The organism is Myxococcales bacterium (assembly GCA_016712525.1).
Classification (GTDB): domain Bacteria; phylum Myxococcota_A; class Polyangia; order Polyangiales; family Polyangiaceae; genus JAAFHV01.
The window spans coordinates 1,113,980-1,133,080 of sequence record JADJQX010000007.1 but is presented as its reverse complement, the minus strand read 5'-3'; the positions used below and the strand labels follow the sequence as shown (position 1 = coordinate 1,133,080).

The 19,101-nt window shown below is 70.1% G+C and carries 17 protein-coding genes; 10 read left to right on the top strand and 7 right to left on the bottom strand.

Features of this window, described 5'->3' with window-relative positions; genetic code table 11:
- Positions 1 to 53: 53 nt before the first annotated feature.
- The 3 genes from IPK71_22015 to IPK71_22005 all read left to right on the top strand — a co-directional run bounded on the left by IPK71_22015 (position 54) and on the right by IPK71_22005 (position 4,055).
- Positions 54 to 1,340 (top strand): PQQ-binding-like beta-propeller repeat protein, encoded by a 1,287-nt coding sequence (locus tag IPK71_22015; protein MBK8216417.1) that lies wholly within the window; start codon positions 54 to 56, stop codon positions 1,338 to 1,340.
- Positions 1,341 to 1,728: 388 nt separating this feature from the next.
- A complete protein-coding gene (locus IPK71_22010) occupies positions 1,729 to 3,387 on the top strand; it encodes a cobalamin-dependent protein (protein ID MBK8216416.1) in 1,659 nt (552 codons plus the stop codon).
- Entirely contained in the window at positions 3,384 to 4,055 is a 672-nt protein-coding gene (locus IPK71_22005) for a hypothetical protein (protein MBK8216415.1), read from the top strand. Before IPK71_22010 ends, IPK71_22005 begins: the two co-directional genes overlap by 4 nt.
- 69 nt (positions 4,056 to 4,124) lie before the next feature.
- Here IPK71_22005 and IPK71_22000 read toward each other — a convergent pair whose 3' ends face one another.
- Both IPK71_22000 and IPK71_21995 read right to left on the bottom strand, forming a co-directional pair.
- Positions 4,125 to 6,485, bottom strand: coding sequence for an ATP-binding domain-containing protein (locus IPK71_22000; protein ID MBK8216414.1), 2,361 nt, complete (start codon positions 6,483 to 6,485; stop codon positions 4,125 to 4,127).
- A 131-nt stretch (positions 6,486 to 6,616) separates the two neighbouring features.
- A complete protein-coding gene (locus IPK71_21995; GenBank protein ID MBK8216413.1) occupies positions 6,617 to 7,384 on the bottom strand; it encodes a 3',5'-cyclic-nucleotide phosphodiesterase in 768 nt (255 codons plus the stop codon).
- A 140-nt stretch (positions 7,385 to 7,524) separates the two neighbouring features.
- On the opposite strand from IPK71_21995, the gene IPK71_21990 reads away from it, so the two are divergent.
- Positions 7,525 to 7,938 carry an HNH endonuclease gene (locus tag IPK71_21990; GenBank protein MBK8216412.1) on the top strand — a complete coding sequence of 138 codons (414 nt, stop codon included), beginning with the start codon at positions 7,525 to 7,527 and terminating at the stop codon, positions 7,936 to 7,938.
- A gap of 128 nt (positions 7,939 to 8,066) precedes the next feature.
- Here the strand turns inward: IPK71_21990 and groL are convergent, their stop codons facing one another.
- On the bottom strand, positions 8,067 to 9,737 hold the full coding sequence (groL, locus tag IPK71_21985; GenBank protein MBK8216411.1) for a chaperonin GroEL: 1,671 nt from the start codon (positions 9,735 to 9,737) through the stop codon (positions 8,067 to 8,069).
- Positions 9,738 to 9,776: 39 nt separating this feature from the next.
- Positions 9,777 to 10,067 (bottom strand): co-chaperone GroES, encoded by a 291-nt coding sequence (gene groES / locus IPK71_21980; protein MBK8216410.1) that lies wholly within the window; start codon positions 10,065 to 10,067, stop codon positions 9,777 to 9,779.
- 223 nt (positions 10,068 to 10,290) lie between these two features.
- On the opposite strand from groES, the gene IPK71_21975 reads away from it, so the two are divergent.
- Positions 10,291 to 11,616: a protein kinase gene (locus IPK71_21975; protein MBK8216409.1), complete on the top strand. Its 1,326-nt coding sequence runs from the start codon at positions 10,291 to 10,293 to the stop codon at positions 11,614 to 11,616.
- A 16-nt stretch (positions 11,617 to 11,632) separates the two neighbouring features.
- Entirely contained in the window at positions 11,633 to 12,628 is a 996-nt protein-coding gene (locus IPK71_21970; protein MBK8216408.1) for a PEGA domain-containing protein, read from the top strand.
- A 26-nt stretch (positions 12,629 to 12,654) separates the two neighbouring features.
- Here the strand turns inward: IPK71_21970 and IPK71_21965 are convergent, their stop codons facing one another.
- Positions 12,655 to 12,939, bottom strand: a complete 285-nt coding sequence (locus IPK71_21965) for a hypothetical protein (protein MBK8216407.1) — start codon at positions 12,937 to 12,939, stop codon at positions 12,655 to 12,657.
- 148 nt (positions 12,940 to 13,087) lie between these two features.
- Entirely contained in the window at positions 13,088 to 13,900 is an 813-nt protein-coding gene (locus tag IPK71_21960) for a sigma-70 family RNA polymerase sigma factor (protein ID MBK8216406.1), read from the bottom strand.
- 31 nt (positions 13,901 to 13,931) lie between these two features.
- Between IPK71_21960 and IPK71_21955 the strand changes: the two genes are divergently transcribed.
- The 4 genes from IPK71_21955 (at position 13,932) to IPK71_21940 (ending at position 17,744) form a co-directional block, all read left to right on the top strand.
- Positions 13,932 to 14,957 carry a serine/threonine protein kinase gene (locus tag IPK71_21955; protein ID MBK8216405.1) on the top strand — a complete coding sequence of 342 codons (1,026 nt, stop codon included), beginning with the start codon at positions 13,932 to 13,934 and terminating at the stop codon, positions 14,955 to 14,957.
- 35 nt (positions 14,958 to 14,992) lie between these two features.
- On the top strand, positions 14,993 to 15,334 hold the full coding sequence (locus tag IPK71_21950) for a hypothetical protein (protein MBK8216404.1): 342 nt from the start codon (positions 14,993 to 14,995) through the stop codon (positions 15,332 to 15,334).
- A 557-nt stretch (positions 15,335 to 15,891) separates the two neighbouring features.
- On the top strand, positions 15,892 to 16,380 hold the full coding sequence (locus tag IPK71_21945) for a tetratricopeptide repeat protein (protein ID MBK8216403.1): 489 nt from the start codon (positions 15,892 to 15,894) through the stop codon (positions 16,378 to 16,380).
- Positions 16,381 to 16,433: 53 nt separating this feature from the next.
- Complete coding sequence (locus tag IPK71_21940) at positions 16,434 to 17,744, top strand: trypsin-like peptidase domain-containing protein (GenBank protein MBK8216402.1); 1,311 nt, start codon at positions 16,434 to 16,436, stop codon at positions 17,742 to 17,744.
- Between the two features lie 41 nt (positions 17,745 to 17,785).
- Here IPK71_21940 and IPK71_21935 read toward each other — a convergent pair whose 3' ends face one another.
- Positions 17,786 to 19,099, bottom strand: a complete 1,314-nt coding sequence (locus IPK71_21935) for a serine/threonine protein kinase (protein MBK8216401.1) — start codon at positions 19,097 to 19,099, stop codon at positions 17,786 to 17,788.
- Between the last annotated feature and the right edge of the window lie 2 nt (positions 19,100 to 19,101).

The window sequence follows — 19,101 nt, the reverse complement described above, 5'->3', positions numbered from 1 at the left end:
CCTAGGTCTGCACGAATCATCAACGATTACGAATATTTGCGAACCAAGAGCCCATGAGCACGCAGCGCCTCCACCCGGCCATTCCGAGCCTCTTGCTCCTCGCGGGGTGCGCGACGCTCTCGTCTCCCGAGACGGCGAACGATCGCGTCAACGCCGAGACGCCGCTCTGGTTCCACCGGCCGATCGGCGCCATGACCGTGGAGTTCGATCGCACGATCACGGCCGATTCGCGCAAGATCGGCGAAGCGTGGGAGCGCGGCCGCCCCGAGATCGACGCGGCGCGGAGGCGCGTGTTCGTGGGCTCCTCCGACCACGGGCTCTACGCGCTGCGCGCCGGCGACGGGAGCACGATCTGGCGCTTCGAAACGCCGTCGGCGGTGCAGTCCGAGCCGCTCTACGACCCCGAGATGGACGTCGTCTACTTCGGGTCGCACGACGGGGCGCTCTACTGCGTGCGGGCCGCCAACGGGCAGCTCGTGTGGCGCTTCGACACGGGCGCCGAGGTCGCGAAGAAGCCCGTCCGTGACGGCGAAATGCTCTATTTCGCGAACGCGGCGGACAACCTCGTCGCGGTCGATCGGCGCACCGGGAAGACCAAGTGGTCGACCCACCGCCAGCCGGCGCTGGGCATGGAGGTCGCGGGGTACGCGGGCCCGGCGTTCGACCGTGGCATCGTGTACATGGCCTACAGCGACGGCCACGTGATGGCCTACGACGGCCGCGACGGGGCCGAGAAGTGGGCCCCGGTCGACCTCGCGGCGGACGCCGAACAAGGCGGCGAGACCGTCCGCTACCTCGACGTCGACACGACGCCCGTCGTGGACGACGGCCCGAACGGCCGGGTCGTGTACGTGGCGAGCTACGCCGGTGGTGTGGTCGCGCTCGATGCCCAGACGGGCTCGCGGGTGTGGACGAACGACAAGGCCGTCGGCGTCACGGATCTCTTGCTCGTCCGTGAGCCCGCCCACAAGTCGAAGAACGAGCCCGACCCGAACGCGCCGCTCGTTCCCGAGAAGAAGATTTTGGTCGCGTCGAGCGCGTCGAGCGGTCTCTGGGGCCTCGATCCCACGGCCCAGGGGCGCATGCTCTGGCGCAACCGGGTGCCCGAGGGCGGTGTCACGGCGCCGGCCTACGTCGCCGGGGCCATCCTCGTGGGGACCACGCGTTACGGCGCGTTCCTGATTTCTCCGTTGAACGGCAAGGTCATCGACGGCCTCGACATGGGGGGCGGGTTCGCTCACACGCCGGCGGCCTACGGGACCCGGGCGTTTTTGTTCTCGAACGCCGGGCGGCTGCTCGGGCTTCACGTGGCGCCGCCGCTCGATCCCGTGGCGCGCTGAGGGCTGAGCCGGCGCCTCGCGCCCAGACCGGCCGGGGACGCTGGTCGCAACGACCTCTGGCCCGTGTGCGTGGTTGGTGCGGTGGGCTGCGGGCTGAGCCGGCGCCTCGCGCCGAGACCCCACGGACGCTGGTCGCAACGACCCCGGGTGTCCTCGGGTTTCCACGTGGCGCGCCGGCAGTGCGCGGCAGGTGGACGTTGCGCGCGCGGCCAGGGCAGGCCGGCCAGAACCTCTGGAAAACCTGGGGAAAAGCCCCTTCGGAAATTCGCATAAGATGCATTATGTAAACTGACGGGATGGGGGTGTGGGGAAGGTGGCCTTCGGGCTCCGCGGCGCCCCGGCACGCGGACCTGGCGCCCGGCCGAGCCCAACCGTACGCTCGAGCCCCATGCCGCATGTCGCCCTCGTCGGGCCCGAGTTCGAGGAGAACTTGAGCCTCCGGTACATCGCCTCGTCCCTCGCCGCCGATGGGCACACGACCGAGCTCGTCGTCTTCAACTCCGAGGCCGACTTCGGTCCCGTCGTCGAGACCATCCTGGCCACCTCGCCGGTCGTCGTCGGAATCTCGCTCGCGTTCCAGTGGCGCGCCCGAGACTTCCTCGCCGTCGCCATGGCGCTCCGCGAACGCGGTTACGCAGGCCACATCACGCTCGGCGGTCACTTCGCCACGTTCGAGGCCGCCCACATCCTCGCGGACTTCCCCGAGGTCGACTCGGTCTGCCGCCAAGAGGCCGAGGACACCGTGCGGGCCCTCGTCCGCGCCGTGGTCGAACGGACGCCCCTCGAGGCCGTCCCGGGGCTCGCGCTCCGCCGGGGCCCGGACGTGCTCATGACGGCTCACCCCGAGCTCCCGGACCTCGCCAAGCTCCCGTGGCCGGACCGCCGTGGCGAGCCGGCCGCGTGTTTCGGGCACGGGATCTCACCGCTCGTCTCGAGCCGCGGCTGCTACGCGAACTGCTCGTTCTGCTGCATCGCCGCGTGGCACGAGCAGAGCCTCCCCGGCAAACGCTACCGCCTCCGAGACGTCGACGACGTGGCCGCCGAGATGGTCGCCGAGAAGCGCGAGCGCGGCGTCGAGATCTTCGTCTTCCACGACGACAACTTCTTCGTGCCGGGTCATCGTCACAACAAGGAGCGCTTCACGGCGCTCGCGGACGCGCTCGATCGCCGGGGCATCGGCCGGTTCGCCACGGTCGTGAAGGCCCGCCCGACGGACGTGGACCGCGAGGTCTTCACCATCCTGAAGGAGCGCCTCCAGTGCATCCGCGTGTACATCGGCATCGAGACCGACGCCGACCAAGGGCTCCGCACGCTGCGCCGCTGGGCGAAGTCGAAGCAGAACCACGCGGCCATCGACCTCATGCGCGAGCTTCGCCTCTATACCTGCTTCAATATGCTCGTCTTCGACCCCGACACCACCGTCGAGAGCCTCGAGACGAACGTGGCATTTTTGCGCTATGCGCCCGAATTTCCTTCGAATTTCGGTCGAGTGGAGCTCTACGCGGGCACGCCCTTGCTGGCGCGCATGCAGGCCGAGGGGCGGTGCCGCGGCGACTACATGCAGTGGGACTACGCGCTCGGCTCTCCCGAGGTCGAGCGGATCTTCGCGCTCTCCATGGAGGCCTTCCACGAGCGAAACTTCGGCGACGGCGCGCTCGCCAACCGCATCATGGGCACACGCTTCGACGTCGAGGTCGTGCGTCATTTTCACCCGGATCTCTTTCGGGCCGAGTGGCTCGAGGCGGGGCAAGAGCTCACGCGGAGGCTCACGCTCTCGGGCGCGAGCGGGCTCGAGCGCATCATCGACCTCGTGAAGCGGGGCGGATCGCACGCCGAGGAGCGTGATGTCGTCCTCCAGGTGTCGGCCGAGATGCGCGGCGCCGAGGCCACGATCGAAGCCGAGGCACGCGAGCTCGCGCGGGACATCCTCGGGCACGTGGGCCAAGGCAAGCCCCTCACGGACCTCGGCGACGCCGTGACCCCGCTCGCGCGCGCCAAAGACCTCGCCCCTCACGGGCTCTCGCACATCGAAGGAGCGGCCGAATGAGCCAGAAGAAACGTTCGTTGAAGCTATTGCCCGAGGTGCTCCCTGCCCCGCCCTCGCCTGTCCGCTCGACGAGCCCCCGCGAGCGCACGCTGCTTCATATGCGGCGCCTCGTGGCCGCTACGGCCGTCGTCGGTGGCGCGACGGGAGCGGGCTGCTCCAAGCCCGAGACGCCGGTGAAGGACGTCCCGACGCCTCCGAACGACGGTGGCGCGACCGGCATGGCCACGGCGCCTCCCAAGGCGACCGACACGCCGACCACGACGGTGACCGCGCCCGTGCCTCCGCCGCCCACGTACGCCGTGGTCGATCCGATGCCTCCTCCCGCGATGTGCAACATCTCGACGGTGACGGCCTCGGCCAAATGGGACACCGTCGGCAAGACCATGACGGTCGTCGTCGGCTCGACGAGCGCGCAAGTAAAGCTCGTGCCCCCGAAGGAGAGCCCGGTCTCGGCCATGGGCGCCAAGATCGTGTCGCAGGACCTCAAGGACGGAAAGGTCGTCGCCAAGGTCGACGTCGAGGCCGGCGCCAAGGTCTCCGAGGGCGCGGCCGATGGGATCGTGCTCTCGGTCCGCGCGCGGTGCCCGGGATGGGCCACGCTCAACGTGACCGTGACGATCGGCTCGGGCGCGGGCAAACCGCTCTCCGTAAGGGTCGATAGCTACTAGGGTTTTCGTCGGATCCCCGTGCGCGCTCGGGGGGGCGCGACCGGACCTTCGGGCGATCTCGGCGCCGGGCTACGCGCCCGCGACGGCCTCTTCCATGGCGGCGAGGGCCTTCTCGACGAGGGGCGAGGGCTTCTCGCTCGAGAGGCACCAGAGCTGGTGCGCCGCGCGGGTCGCGCCCACGTAGAGCGCGTGCCTCGCGTGGGAGCTCTCGGGGTAGCTCGCTGCCGTGGTCTCGAGCAGGATGACCTCGTCGAACTCGAGGCCCTTGGTCTGCCGCACGTCGGTGACCTCGAAGCCCGCGTCCCATTGGAAGTCTTGTTTGGCGACACGCCGCACGTTGGGCACCTCGGCGCGCACGAGCCCCTCGTAGTAGACCTGCGCCTGCTGCGGGAACCTCGCCACGATCGCGACGTTGGCCTGGGGCTCGTCCCGCGCGAGCTCGCGGAGGGACTCGGCCAGGAAGAGCACGGCCTCTCCGGGCGAGGCGAACGAGAAGAGCTCGACCGGCGGGCCGTTGCGGGTGGCGATGGGCTCGGCCTCGTGGGCGTGAGGCCCGAGCACGTGCCGTGCGAACGTCGTGATTTCGGCCGTGGACCTGTAGCTCACGCGGAGCGGCGAGAGCGACCGGTTCTCGACGCCGAGCTCGTCGAGCATCTTGTGGAAGTCGAGCTCGCCGCGCTCGTCGCCGTCGTCGAGCATGCGCTGGGCCGTGTCGCCCGAGAGCGTGATGGAGCCCTCGGGGCCGCCCGCGAGATCGATGAGCACGCGGAGCTCGACGGGGCTCGCGTCTTGGACCTCGTCGACGAAGAGGTGCGCGACGCGGAGGGGCCGGCCCTCGCTGTCCGAGAGCGGGCCGCGGAGCACCTGGTGGATGCGCAGGAGGAGCGCGTGGTCCTCTTGATCGAGCGTCGGCACCTCGCCGTCGCGCTCGCCTTCTTGGCGCACGCGCGCCTTGCGGACGCCGTACGCGTGCACTTGGTCGAGCTGCCCCAGGCCGAACCCGACCTCGCCCTCGAACGCGCGGCCCATGAGCTCGCGGTTCGTCGTGAGCTCGTCCCACGTGGCGAGCACCGTGCGCGTCTCCTTGCGGAGGTCGTGACCGAGCTTCTCCACGGCGCCTCGGGTCACGTCGGGGAGAACGCTCGCGGGCGGAATGTCCTTGGAAATCGGACGTTTGCCAGCGAGCCATGCCGAGAGCTGCGTGACCCTCGCGTCGGGCGCGCCGTGGCACTTGGCGAAGGCGCGCGTGACCTTTTCGCCCTCGGGCCATTTGGCCATTTGGGACTCGACCATGCGGTCGATGCGCTCTTGGATGCGGGCTTCGATCTCGGCGAGGGCGCGCAGCATGGCCGCGCTCGATTTCGCGCGCGACACGACGGGGGGCGTGTCCTCGGCGAGCTTGGTGGGGAGCTTCGGGTAGAGGTCGAGCACGACACGGGTCGCCCACTTCGGGAACGTCGTGATCTGGACGCCGTTCACGCCGAGCGACGGGAGCACGCGCGCCGTGTAGTGGATGAGCGCGTCGTTGGGGACGACGACGAGCATACGCTCGGGGCGGAAGCGCCCGGGGTCGGTCTCCGCCAAGAAGGCCACGCGGTGGAGGCCCACGGTCGTCTTTCCGCTGCCCGCGCCGCCCGAGATCGCGACGAGGCCCGCGCTCGGCGCCGTGATGAGCGAGAACTGATCCTTGTCGAGCAGGGCGGCGATCGCGGGGAGCTCTTTGTCTTTGCGGAGCTCGCCGTCGTGACCCACGCCGAGGCGCTTTTTCCCGCCTTCCCAGCGTTTTTCGGTCACGAGGCGCGAGGCGCGAGGGTCGAGCCTTCGCCACGTGCCCTCCTTGCCGAGCACGAACGTCCCCTGGGGAGACGCCACGCGCCGGAGCACGCCTTCGGTGATGGCGACGCTGCGCCGGGCGAGCACGCGGCCCTCGACCGTCTTGTCGCCGAGGGTCTCCTCGTAGTCCTCTTCTTCGCCGTAGCGGTAGAAGATGCGGCTGACCGGCGCGTTCCTCCAGTCGACGATGCGGAGCCCCGCGCGAGGATCGAGGTACGACTTCGAGCCGACGAGCACGTCGCGACGGCGCGGCTTCTTCTCTCCCTCGTACGACTCCTCCAGGCGGAGGTGACCGAAGTACGGGCTCAGCCGGTCGATCACGCCCGAGGCGCTCTTGCCCCGCTGGGCGCGGATCGCCCCGAGGTTGTGCATCTGCTCGAGCAGGGCGGGAAGATCCTCGGGTTTGGCGACCGAGATTTGCTCACGGAGATCGAGGAGGAGCGCGTCGTCCTCCGTGGCGGTCGCCTTCTCGGCGTTCTTCTCGGCGTCGGCCAGGGTCGCCATGACGGTGGCGAGGAGCTTCAGCTCTTCGGCGACGATGCGTTGCCCGTCGGGATCGTTCTCGAGGCCGGGGACCGCAGAGGAAGGTTCGCGCATTTTGGGGCCACGCGTTATTCCCGACGTGCCCGACGACCGCAAGCGAATAGCGCAGGCGAGCGAAAGTCCTTGAAGAGTCGGCTACTTGCGCGGGACCGGGGACCGCGACGCGCGGCGCTCCGAGAGGTCTCTCAGAGCAGGTACTCGTCGCCGAGGCCGAGCACGGTCAAGTTCACCCCTTTGAGCTTTGCGCACTCGCGCTCGACCTTCGCCTGGAAGATCGGCTTGATGTGGTAGAGGAGCGTCGGGACGTCCTTCGGGGAGGCGAGCTTCTTCAGGTCCTCACCCAGGGTGCGCGGGGTGTGGTGGCCGCTCAAGGTCGCGATGCGCTGCTCTTCGTCCGGGAAGCTCACTTCCATGAGCAGGGCCGAGAGCGTCGGGAGCTCGCTCGCGACTTGCCAGAGCCGATCGGTCGGCCCGGTGTCGCCGCTGTAGACGATGGCGCGCCGACCGCGCTCGACGACGAACGCGCACGTGTCGATGGTGTGCGTGACCTTGATCGCGCGGACCGTGTACCCGAAGACGTCCGTCGGGACCTCGAGGCCGAGCGTCAGGTAGCGGATGGCGGGGGCGTCGGCGCTCGGGATCTTGGTGAAATCGGGCCAGAGCACGTCGTTGAAGAAGTGCTTTCGGAGGGCTCCGAGCGTGAAGGCGGTGCCGGCGACGACCAGCGGAGGCGCGCCCATTTGGGTGCGGTTGTCGGCGATGGTGGCGAGGTCGCGGATGTGGTCGAGGTGCGCGTGGCTCACGAGCACGGCCTTGAGCTTGGCCTGCGCGCGGAGCTCGAGCCCGCTCGTGAGCGCGCCCGCGTCGATCGCGAGGGTGCCGTCGAGGACGAACGCGCTCGTCTTGTGGCGCAGGGTCTCCCCACCGTGGCAGCCGGCGACGAAGAGGCGCAAAACTACGGCCTCCCTGCGGAGGCGGGGCGCGCTCGGGGGGGGCCTGACCGGGAAAGACGCATCCGGGCGAGAGTACTCTTCGCCCGCGCGCCAAGTCAAAAAAGGCCGAGCGTCCCCGCGGTCTCGGGCATCGTTCGGCCATGAGCTCCCGGACCCGCTGGCTCGTGCTCGCCGTCGTCGCGACCGACACGACCTTCGTACGCGCCCGCTACGGCGATCACGAGGCCTTCATCGGCAAGTGCCTGCACTGCGGGGCGCGGCTCGTCGTCGGGCTCGACGGCGAGCCCGTGAGCCGCGCGACCATCGAGCACGTGCTGCCGCGCGCCCACGGAGGCACCGACGCGCTCGAGAACCTCGCGCTCGCCTGCGCGCGCTGCAACTCGGAGAAGGGCGTCCGCCACGACTCGAAGCCCCGGTTCGACGGCCGGCTCGCCGAGGTCGTCGAGAGCCTCGCGAAGCGCCGCATGGAGCGTTGGGCCGAGCCGCCCGAGAGCCTTCGGGAGGCGCACGCGCGGTACCTCGCGCGGAGGGAGCCGCCAAAAAAAAGAAGATAGGCCCGAAAATGGAGCCGGGCTCCGCGGCCACGTGGACCGGGAGCCCGCCTCGGGTTCGCGAAGGCGCGGTCGGCGGAGAGACTCCGAATCGTCGGAATCTCTCCTGCCCAACGCGATCGCGGCAGCGCTCAGTCCATGTCGAAGTCGCCGCCCATACCGCCCATGCCACCCATACCGCCCATGCCGCCCATACCGCCGCCGCCACCGGCCGCGGGAGCCGCCTTCTTGGGCTTCTCGGCGATGATCGCCTCGGTCGTGAGCATCATGCCCGAGACGCTGGCCGCGAACTCGAGCGCCGAGCGGACGACCTTCGCCGGGTCGATGACGCCGGCCGCGAGGAGGTCCTCGTAGACCTCGGTGGCCGCGTTGAAGCCGAAGCCGCCCTGGCCCGCGCGGACCTTGTCGACGACGACCGAGCCCTCGGCGCCCGCGTTCTTCGCGATCTGGCGGAGGGGCTCCTCCACCGCGCGCTTCACGAGGTTCACGCCGAACTGCTCCTCGCCCTCGAGCTTCAGCCCGTCGAGCGCCTTCGCCGCGCGGAGGAGCGCGACGCCGCCGCCGGGGACGATGCCCTCTTCCACGGCCGCGCGGGTCGCGTGGAGAGCGTCCTCGACGCGGGCCTTCTTCTCCTTCATCTCGGTCTCGGTGTGCGCGCCGACCTTGACGACGGCGACGCCGCCCGCGAGCTTCGCGAGGCGCTCCTGGAGCTTCTCACGGTCGTAGTCGGACGTGGTGAGCTCGACCTGCTTGCGGATCGACTCGACGCGCGCCTTGATGTCGGCCTCGGCGCCCGCGCCGTCGACGATCGTGGTGTTGTCCTTGTCGATCGAGACGCGCTTGGCCGAGCCGAGGTCCTTCACGGTGACCTGATCGAGCTTGAGCCCGAGGTCGTCCGAGATGACCTGACCACCGGTCAAGATGGCGATATCCTTGAGCATTTCCTTGCGGCGATCGCCGAAGCCCGGGGCCTTGACGGCCGCGACCTTGAGGAGGCCACGCAGGCGGTTCACGACGAGCGTCGCGAGCGCCTCGGCCTCGACGTCCTCGGCGACGATGAGGAGCGGGCGGCCCTCACGGGCAATCTGCTCGAGCAGCGGGATGATGTCCTGCATCGACGAGATCTTCTTCTCGGTGACGAGGATCGCGGGGTTCTCGAGCTCCGCGGTCATCTTCTCGGTGTTCGTGACGAAGTACGGCGAGAGGTAGCCGCGGTCGAACTGCATGCCCTCGACGACGTCGAGCGCGGAGTCCATGCCCTTCGCCTCTTCGACGGTGATGACGCCCTCTTTGCCGACCTTCTCCATCGCCTCGGCGAGCATCTCGCCGACCGACTTGTCGCCGTTGGCGCTGATGGTGCCGACCTGCGCGATGTGCGCCTTGTCCTGCGTCGGCGTCGCGAGCTTCTTGATCTCGGCGACCATGAGCTCGACGGCCTTGTCGATGCCGCGCTTCAGGTCCATCGGGTTGTGACCCGCTTCGACGAGCTTGAGGCCGTTCGTGTAGATCGACTGGGCGAGCACGGTGGCGGTCGTGGTGCCGTCGCCGGCCTTGTCGGCCGTCTTCGAGGCGACCTCGCGCACCATCTGGGCGCCCATGTTCTCGCACTTGTCGGCGAGCTCGATCTCCTTCGCCACGGTGACGCCGTCCTTCGTGACGACGGGCGAGCCGAAGCTCTTCTCGATGACGACGTTGCGACCCTTGGGGCCGAGCGTGACCTTCACCGCGTCGGCGAGGGTGTTGACGCCCTGGAGGATGCGACCGCGGGCGTTGCGGCTGTAGACGATCTGTTTGGCGCTCATAGGAATTCCTCGAAAAAGCTTACGGACGCGAGCCGCGGCTCACTTGTCGAACACGGCGAGGATGTCGTCCTCGCGGAGGATCACGTGCTCCTCGCCGTCGAGCTTGACCTCGGTGCCCGAGTACTTGCCGAAGAGGATGCGGTCGCCGGCCTTCACCTCGAGCGCCGCGAGCTTGCCGTTGTTCAGCACCTTGCCGTTGCCCACGGCGATGACGAGGCCCTCGAGCGGCTTCTCTTTCGCGGTGTCGGGGATGATGATGCCCCCCTTGGTCTTCTGCTCTTCTTCGGTGCGCTTGACGACGATGCGGTCGAGGAGCGGGCGAACTTTCATGGCTCTTTTTTCCTGTGGAGTTTCGATAGTTTGGGTTGGCGCTGGGGCCCAGGTCCCCGGGGGAAGGCCCGCCAGAGCGCGTTGTTAGCACTCACCTTGAATGAGTGCCAGCGGGCGCCAAAGTAAAGCACCCCCCTCCCCCGTCAAGGGTCGACCGCCGGAAAAGGCGAGGCCGAGAGAGTTTTGCGGGCGCTCGCGCGTTCGAGCGGGCGTGGTATCCACGGTGAGCGTGCTCGAAGGGCTCCGCGCGGGCGACGTCGTCGCCGAGAAATACCGGCTCACGACCCCCCTCGGTGAGGGGGGCATGGGGGTCGTGTGGGCTGCGGAGCACCTCGTCACCCGAAGGCCCGTGGCGTTGAAGCTCCTTCGGGACCTTCCGTCGCGGGGGCGCCGGGATCCGAGGAGAGCCGAGCGCATGCGCGAGCGTGCCCTCCGCGAGGCGCGCGCCTCGGTGGCCGTCGAGGACCCGCGGGTGCTCCCGATCGACGACGTGCTCGAGCACGAGGGGCGCACGGTCCTCGTCATGGCCCGACTCCACGGCGAGACCCTGCGCGCTCGCCTCGACCGTGAGACCAAGATCCCCGCCGGCGACGCGCTCCCCCTCCTCGTCGATCTCGCGGGGGCCATCGCCGCGGCGCACGCGAAGGGCGTCGTTCATCGCGATCTCAAGCCCGACAACGTCTTCTTGCTCGCGACGCCCGTCGAAGGCAGCGTGGTGAGGCTCCTCGATCTCGGCATCGCGAAGCTCGCGAAGGACGTCCTCGGCGACGACATGGACACGCCGCTCACGACGACCGGCGCCATGCTGGGCACGCCGTACTACATGTCGCCCGAACAGGGCTTCGGCGAGACCGACCTCGACGCGCGCTCCGACGCGTGGTCCTTCGGCGTCCTCGCCTACGAGGTGCTCGCCGGGGTGCGCCCTGTCCGCGGCGACAACCTCGGGCAGGTGCTGAAGGCGATCGCGCAGGGCGCTCGGCCTCCCCTCGAGGGAGCGACGTCGGGGGTCCCCCGGGCCGTTTGCCACGCGATCGACGCGCTCCTCGTGAGCGATCGCGAAGCCCGCGGCTCCCTCGCGCGCTTCGTCGACGCCTGCGCCTCCACGGACGCCCCTGAGGCGACGCACTCCCCAGAGGGGCCACGGCCCGTCTTCGGCGAGGCGAGGCGACGTACGGGCCTGGCCCTCGCCGCGGCGCTCTTCCTCGCGGTGGGCGCGAGCGGCACGATGGCCGCTCGGCGTCTTGCGAGCGCGCCTGCCCCAACCGTGCAGCCCGAGCCTCGCGCCGCGGCCGCCATCGTCGCGAGCCCCTCGGAGACGAGCCCCTCGCCCTCCGCGTCGCCCTCTTCGTCGGCCCCTTCGCTCTTGTCGGCGTCGCCCGTCGCGAGCGCGTCCACTCCCGCGCGCGCACCCATGCCTCCTCCGACGACCGCGGGCTCCACGGCGCCTGGGCCGAAGTCCGTCGTGTCCGCCGCTCCGTCGGCGCCGGTCGCTCCCGTGGGATCCGTCGGCCGTGGCCCCGCCGGGGTGGTGGTCACCCCGCCGTTCTGACTTTGCCTAGCGCGCCATGAGATCCGCCCCCCTCTTCATCGTGGCCTCCACCCTGCTCGTCGTGGCGATGCACGGCTCGGCTCGGGCCGAAGACGACCCGAGCGCTCGAGAGGACTTCGTGCAAGGCACGGAGCGCGTGCGGGAGTCGCGCTGGGCCGAGGCGCTCGAGGCCTTCGAGCGATCGGCGGCGAAGAGACCCCACCCGGTCACGTCCTTCAACATCGGAGTGTGCGAGCGCGCGCTCGGGCACTCCACCCGGGCCGAGCGGGCCTTCGTGGCCTCGCTCGCCGACACGAGCGCCCCTCTTCCCGAGCCCGTGCGTCGCGACGCGGAGGTCTTCCTCTCCGAGGTGCGCGCGACCGTGGCCGAGGCTCTCGTGGAGGTGTCGCCGGGAGACGCGCTGCTCCTCGTCGACGGCCGCCCCCTCCGGCGCGCACCGTCCGGCGCGTGGGTCGCCGGGATCTCGCCGGGCGGGCGGGCCGAGGCTGTGTCCCTTGGCCCCTCGCCCGCTCGCATCGTGCTCCGCGCCGACCCCGGCCCGCACGTTATTCTCATGTCGAAACAAGGGTTTACGGACGCCGTCGTTCGCCTCGGCCTCGCCCCGGGGGAGCGCCCGGGACCAGCCCCGAAGGCCGTGCTCGCGCAAGACCGCCTCCCCGGGAGGATCGCCGTGACGAGCGCCCCCTCCGGCGTCGTGACCGTCGATGGCCTCGACGTCGGCGAGACGCCCGTCACCGTCGAGCGCACGCCCGGCCTCCACCGGGTGAAGGTCCGAAAGGCCGGGTTCGTCCCGTACGAGGTCGAGCTACGCGTGGAGGCGGGGCAGGACACGAGCCTCCGCGCCCCCCTTCGCCCCGACTCCCCGTCGGTGCTCGCGCGCCCGTGGTTCTGGGGCGGCCTCGTGGCCCTCGTCGGGGGGGCGGCGCTCGTCACGTACTTCGTGGCACGACCCGAGCCCGAGGTCCCGCCCGCGAACGGAGGTGGGCTCGGCTGGGTCGTGGCGGTCCCCTGAGCTCACCCCTCGTCCTGTCTTCGTGCCTACTTGCACACCTTGCAGAAGGTGTTGCAGTTCGAGCTCGACGACGCGCACGAGCTCTCGTCGGGATCGCAGCAGCTCGAGCCCTTGTTCGGGCCCTCGTTCGTGCATTTGCACGCGCCGTTTTGGCAGAGGTACTGCTTCTCGCAGCTCGACGAGCTGGACGACGACGTGTCGTTGTTTCCGCCGCTGCCACTCCCCGAGCCACCACCGGACGACCCGTCGGACGAGCAGGCCGCGAGGCCGAGGGCGAGACCGAGCGTGGCGAGGGCGATGAGCTGCTTCATATGGAACTCCCTGTATCGAATACGTTTTTTGTTATCGGAAGAGGGTGACGCTCGGCCGCCCTCGTCCCCGAGACGGGGGCGCCGCGCCGCCGTCGCAAAAAACGTTTCGAAAAAAACGACGCACGACGCGCGGGCCCGACGTGCGGCTTCAGGGGCTCTTGCGGAGCAGGCGCACGAGCGAGACGTCGACCTGGCTCCGACAGAGCCTCGTGATGCTCTCGAGCTCGGTGCGGCTCAGGCGAAACCGCTCGCCGAGGCGCGTGCGGGTCCCGTCGGCGAGGTCCTCGCGCGCCTTCGCGATCCACCGCGCCGCCGTCGCCTTGTGCACGCCGTGGAGCGCGCCGATCGCGTCGACGCCCATTCCGTCGACCACGGACAGGCGGAGTAGCAGCCGATCCCGCTCGGGCAGCGCGGCGAGCGCCCCTTGGAACGCCGCCTTGAACCCGTCACCGTACGTCTCGAGGAGGACGCGCAGGTCCGGGTCGTCGATGCCGGCGGCGTTGGCGAGCTCTTCGTCGGCGTCACGCCTCCCGGGCTCCTCGGGGCGACGGGCCTTGCGGAGCTCGTCGATCGCGACCCGCGCCGTGACCGCTCTCACCCACGCTGAAAGCGATGATCTTCCTGAGTATTCGGCGATTTTGGGCCGGGTCTCGCCGCGCGCCACGAAGAGCCGCTCGCGGACACGCTGGGCGAGATCGTCGGCGAGGGCCGAGGACACACGGAAGCGCGTGAGGGCGCCCGACACGACAGGGCCGAGCTCGCGTTCGAAGATGTCGAGCGCACGCGGGAGACCCCGTTCGCAGGCGAGCGCGAGGACCACGTCCGGCAAATGGGCGTCGAGCGGGTCCTCCGAGAGGTAGCGCCCCTCGATCCACGTCGCGAACGCGGCCTCGTCGGCGACCAACGTGGGGTGGGCGCGGCGGGCCGTCTCGAGGAGCGTGTGGCGCGTGGTCTCTTTCACGAAAAACCTACGGCGAGAGTAGCATGGAGCCGTGAGCCCATGCCTCGACGAAGCCACGGTCGTCGCGCTCTTCGCCGGCGACCTTGCCGAAGAGACACGCGAGAGGATCCTCCGACACGTCGAGGCCTGCAGCGCCTGCCGTGAGCTCGTCGTCGCCCTCTCGGAGGACGCGGCGTTCCAGCCGACCGAGCCCGCCCTCGAGCCCACCGCGAGCGACGGGGCCGTCTTCGGAGGGTACGTGCTCCTCCGCGCGATCGGAGAGGGAGGGGTCGGCGTCGTCCACGAGGCCCGCGAAGCGGCGAGCGGGCGCACGTTCGCCCTCAAGGTGCTGAAAGACCACGATCCGAGCCACGTCGCGCGGTTTCGTCGCGAGGCGCAGGTGGGCGCGACGCTCCGTCATCCCCACATCGCCGGGGTGCACGACGTCGTCGTCCACGACGACCGCATCGGCATCGTGTCACCTCTCCTCCGCGGAGAGAGCCTCGACCGCCGCCTCGCCCGCGAGCTCCGGCTCTCCTCTGCCGCGGCCTCTCGCGTCCTCGCGCCGCTCGCCCGCGCGCTCGCCTTCGCGCACGAGGCGGGGGTCGTCCATCGCGACGTGAAACCCCAGAACGTCTTCCTCGAGGGCGATCCTCGAGGGCCCATCGAGGCGACACGCGTGGTCCTCCTCGATTTCGGCCTCGCGAAGGCCATCGGTCACGACGCACAGCTCGCGATGGCGACCCGCCTCACCGACACGGGCATGGTCGTGGGGACGCCGCACTACATGTCACCGGAGCAAATCACGGGCTCTACGCACCTGACCTCGGCCGTCGACGCGTGGGCCCTCGGTGTGGTCGCGTACGAATGCCTCGCCGGGACGCGGCCGGTGGAAGGGCGAAGCTTCGGCCAAATCTTCAAACGGCTCACCCAAGAGCGCATCTTGCCCCTGCGCGAGCGGGTCCCTTCTCTCCCGCAGGAGCTTCTCGGTCTCGTCGATGCGCTGCTCTCTCCGGAGCCCGCCCTTCGGCCGCCGCTCGCCGAGGTCGCGAGGGTGCTCGCGGTCCATGTCGGCTGACCATTTCCCAACGCCCCGCCCCTTTTGCTATGGGCATGCGCGATGAGCGCAAACCACGGCGGCGGCGAATGATCACGGGGGGCCTTCCGGAGACGGGCTTTCGGCTGGTGCTCGAGCGCCCTCGTGACGACGACCGATTGCCCTGCACGTACTCGGGGCGCGTCGAGCTCCCCGGAGCGACGCTCTCCACGGTGGCCCGCGTCTCGGCCTCGGGCGACGTGGCCGTCGAGCTTGACGCCAGCGCCCACGCGCCCGCTGGGCTCGACGTCGAGGCCCTCCGCGAGAAGGTGCGTCTGCTCGTACGCCAGGTCGTCAAGGGGCACGAAGGCGACGCCCCGCTCGCCCGCAAGATCGTGCGGTGGCGTGGGGAAAAGTAGTGTAAGGGGTCCTCATGGGTCGTAGTGAGCGTTCCGTGTCGCGTGCGTTGGCCTTCCGCGCGGTCATCGGCCTCGTGCCCGTGGGCTTGGTTTCGCTCGCCGGCTGCGACCTCCAAGAGTCCAAGACGCCCCTCAACTACACGGCCGACGCAAAGCGCTCGTACGACGCCGCGATGGTCGAGTTCGACGACAAAAACTGGCTCGAGGCGCAGGCGCTCCTCCGCGAGGTCCGTCGGAAGTACTCGTACTCGCGCTACGCGAAGCTCGCCGAGCTCCGGCTCGCCGACATCGACTTCGAACAAGACAAGTTCGCCGAAGCCGTTCGCCAGTACCGCCAGTTCGTGCACGACCACCGCGCCGATCAGGCCGAGGTGGTCTACGCGCGCTCGCGCATCGCCGAGGCCGAGTACCGGCAGATCAGCGACTCGCTCTTGCTCCCCACGGCCGACGAGCGCGACCAGGGCGTCGTCATGGACGCCTACCGCGAGGTCAAGGGCTTCGTGGCCGATTACCCCGAGGCCAAAGAAACCGAGAAGATCCGCGAGCTTCTGACCGACGTGACCGCCCGCTTGGTCCGGCACGAGCTCTACGTCGCGCGGTTCTACTTGAACCGCGGAAACTTCGAGGCCGCCGTCGGGCGGATCCTCTACGCGCTCCGCAACTTCGGAGGCGCCGAGGGCGACGAGACCGAGGTGCCGCAGGACCCGGAGCACGAGGGCGAGGTCCCTCGTGGGCGGGGCGCGCGTGGGGTCCGCGACGTCGAGGCGCGTGGCGGCACGAGCCGAACGGCGCCGCCGAAGGTCGCAGCCGACACCAAGCTCACCCTCCGCCGCACCGCAGGGCACGTCGGGTCGGGCCTCGAGCCGGAGGCGCTGCTCCTCCTCGGCGAGACCTACCTCAAGATGAAGAAGCCCCCGGAGGCGAAAGAGGCCTTCGAGGCGATCGTGCGGGACTACCCGCAGTCGCCCATCGTCGAGCAAGCGAAGAACTACCTCGGGTTCATCGGCACCGGCGGCGGCGCGACCAAGGGCGCCCAAGGCGGATGATGGGCCGGGCCCGGCGGCCCGAGGGTGCATGGGCGCGCGGTCCTCGAGGGGTCGTGTCCCGCGTGCTCACCGCCGTCGCCCTCCTGGCGCCTTCGGCCCTCGCCGACACCCCGACCTCGGAGAGCGGGACCTCGGTGGGGACGCGCGCCGAAAGCGGTGCCTCGTTCGCCGAGTCGCCCGAGCTTCCCGTCGTCGCGGCGAAGACCGAAGCGAAGCCGCCCCCGCCCTCGCCGCCCGGGAGGAACGGCCCCGCCTGCGAGCCCTCCTTCGCGGCGCGTATCTATAGGGAAACACGGAACAAAGTCGTCGTGGTCGAGCGCCCCGAGGGTGGGCTCGGCGCGGGCTTCGTGTTCCACACGAAGCGGCATGTCTTGACGGCGCTGCACGTCGTCGAGGCGAGCCGGTACGCGCGGATCGTGCTCTCGAGTGGCAAGGCGATGGCGGGTGAGGTGGTCGCCGTCGACGAGGCCAACGATCTCGCGCTCCTCGAGCTCTCGGGCGAGCAGCCCGAAGAGCCTCTCCTCCCGCGGCAGCACGTCGAGCCCGGGTGGCCCGTGGTCGCGCTCGGTCACCCGTACGGGACGCTGTCCGAGCGAGGCTTCGAGGGGGTGCTCAAGTACAGCGTGTCGCAAGGCATCGTGAGCGCCGTGAGCGGCGCCCACCTCCAGACCGACGCCCTCATCGCTCCCGGAAACTCGGGCGGGCCCATGCTCACGTGCGACGGGCGCGTCGTGGGCGTGGCGTCGCAGACGCTCGGCGATCGGATCGGCTTCGCCGTGCCGATCCTCCATGCCGTCACGCTCGCCGGTCGCGAGCGGCGTGGCGTGGGCGCGCTGCCGAGACCCGACGATCCATCCTTCGGTCTCGTGACCCACCAGGAACGCGCCGCCGCGTTCTACGGCGTCTACGGCGGCAGCTCGGTGGTCGCCGGGCATTTTGCCCTCGTCTCCCACCTCGGGATCGCGTTCGCCGGCGACATTCGTTCGCCGTCCGAGCTCACCTCGTTCATGCGCGTCCGCGGGTTCTTCGAGCTCTCGGCCGGCTACCGGGCGACGTTCTTCACGTACTCGAAGTACACGATGGCGCTCACGATCGCGGCCGGGCCCACGTTCTACATCGACCGTGGCTCCGAGAAAGAGCCCGTGATCGCGCTCGATCCTCCGGGGTGCGCGGGCGCGACCTGCACGCCACGGCTCTCCGCGCGCACGTCGACGTACAAGGGAGGAGGTGTGCTCCTCGGCCCGCAGGTGCGCCTTCGGTTCCCGCTCTCGATCGTGCCGCTCGAGGTCTCGTACGCGTACCAAATCGACGTTCGCGACCTGGCTATGTCGACCCACCGCGTGATGGTGGGCCTCCCCTTCTGAGCGCGCGCGACGGTCGCGAGCGCCCTGGGGAGGAGACGGGGTTACGACGGCGAGGTCGCCGGCCCGCCACGCTCCTGCTCCTCGGTCTTCTCTCGCACCATCACGTACGTGGCGGCCGCGAGGATGGCCGCGATGAGCACGATGAGGCTCAGGTTCCCGCGCCACTGTGAGCTCGACGGCTTTCGGGCCGCGGCGCCGGTCGTGGACGTGGGCCCACGGAACGGCGGGGGGCGAAACGTCGACGGGGGACCTCCGCTGCTGTCGGCGAGCACGCCCGAGGGAACGGGTCCGCTCGACTGCGCGAGCTTCGGCTTCCGGCCGGCGAGCACCCGTCGGACGTCGCCGAGCATCGCGTAGGCGCTGTCGTAGCGGACGGCAGGGTCGGGCTCGAGCGCGTGGTCGATCACGTTCGCGACGTGCTCGCTCGTCTCGGGGCGGACGTCGCGGATGGGCTTGGGTCGCTCACTCGCCAAGCGCGCCGGGCTCGACGCGTCGCCTCGAGGCGCGGTGCCGGTGAGCGCGTAGTACATGATCGCTCCCGCGGACCACACGTCTCCTTGCTCCGTCGCCGACGAGAGGTGCGACGGGCCACACCTCTCGGGCGGCGTGTACGGGCCGATCCGCAGCTCGGCGAGGGGGCTCTCGTCGTCCTTCCTCGAGCCGAGGCCGGGGGGCACACAGAAGTCGACGAGGCGCGACGATCCGCGCGGCGTGACGAGCACGTTCTCCGGCGAAATCGCGCCGTGCACGATCCCGTGGGCGTGCGCGATCTCGAGGATGTCGAGGAGCTGCTCGGTGAGCCGGAGGATGCGCTGCTCGTCGGGATCGTTCGAACGCACGAAGCGCGAGACCGGCTCCGCGTCGACATAGGGACGAACCGTGTAGACGGCCCCGTCGTCGTCGGTCCCGTCGGCCACGACCGGGATGGTTCGAGGGTGGGAGAAGCGGCTCGCGGCGTAGGCCGAGCGTAGGAAATGGCTCTTCGCGCGCTCGCTCTTCGCGGCGTCCCCGAAGAGCATTCGCACGACGACGCGCTCGCCGGCGTCGCCCGGGCCCTTTACGCCCTCGTAGGTCGCGGTGGTCGGCCCGAGACCGAGCAGCTTCGTGAGCCTGTAGACCTTGAGGTGCGCGCCCACCTTCGCCTTCGCGGCCGAGTAGCGCTCGCCGTCGCTCGGGAGCGAGATCGGGGCCTCCTCGGGCGCCTTCGACAAGCGCTGGCTGAGGGGGCTCTCTTCGACGCCGTCGTCCCCCGCGGGTCCGGCGGGCGCGGCCTCTGCAGGCTCGGGCGCAGCGGATCCGCCATCGGACGTCGTCGCTCCCTCCCCGTCTTTCCCCGTGACCTCCGCGTCGCTCATCG

Coding starts and splice junctions, on each gene's coding strand:
- IPK71_22015 (MBK8216417.1), top strand. CDS start 54: ATGAGCACGCAGCGCCTCCACCCGGCCATTCCGAGCCTCTTGCTCCTC.
- IPK71_22010 (MBK8216416.1), top strand. CDS start 1,729: ATGCCGCATGTCGCCCTCGTCGGGCCCGAGTTCGAGGAGAACTTGAGC.
- IPK71_22005 (MBK8216415.1), top strand. CDS start 3,384: ATGAGCCAGAAGAAACGTTCGTTGAAGCTATTGCCCGAGGTGCTCCCT.
- IPK71_22000 (MBK8216414.1), bottom strand. CDS start 6,485: ATGCGCGAACCTTCCTCTGCGGTCCCCGGCCTCGAGAACGATCCCGAC.
- IPK71_21990 (MBK8216412.1), top strand. CDS start 7,525: ATGAGCTCCCGGACCCGCTGGCTCGTGCTCGCCGTCGTCGCGACCGAC.
- groL (MBK8216411.1), bottom strand. CDS start 9,737: ATGAGCGCCAAACAGATCGTCTACAGCCGCAACGCCCGCGGTCGCATC.
- groES (MBK8216410.1), bottom strand. CDS start 10,067: ATGAAAGTTCGCCCGCTCCTCGACCGCATCGTCGTCAAGCGCACCGAA.
- IPK71_21970 (MBK8216408.1), top strand. CDS start 11,633: ATGAGATCCGCCCCCCTCTTCATCGTGGCCTCCACCCTGCTCGTCGTG.
- IPK71_21965 (MBK8216407.1), bottom strand. CDS start 12,939: ATGAAGCAGCTCATCGCCCTCGCCACGCTCGGTCTCGCCCTCGGCCTC.
- IPK71_21950 (MBK8216404.1), top strand. CDS start 14,993: ATGCGCGATGAGCGCAAACCACGGCGGCGGCGAATGATCACGGGGGGC.
- IPK71_21935 (MBK8216401.1), bottom strand. CDS start 19,099: ATGAGCGACGCGGAGGTCACGGGGAAAGACGGGGAGGGAGCGACGACG.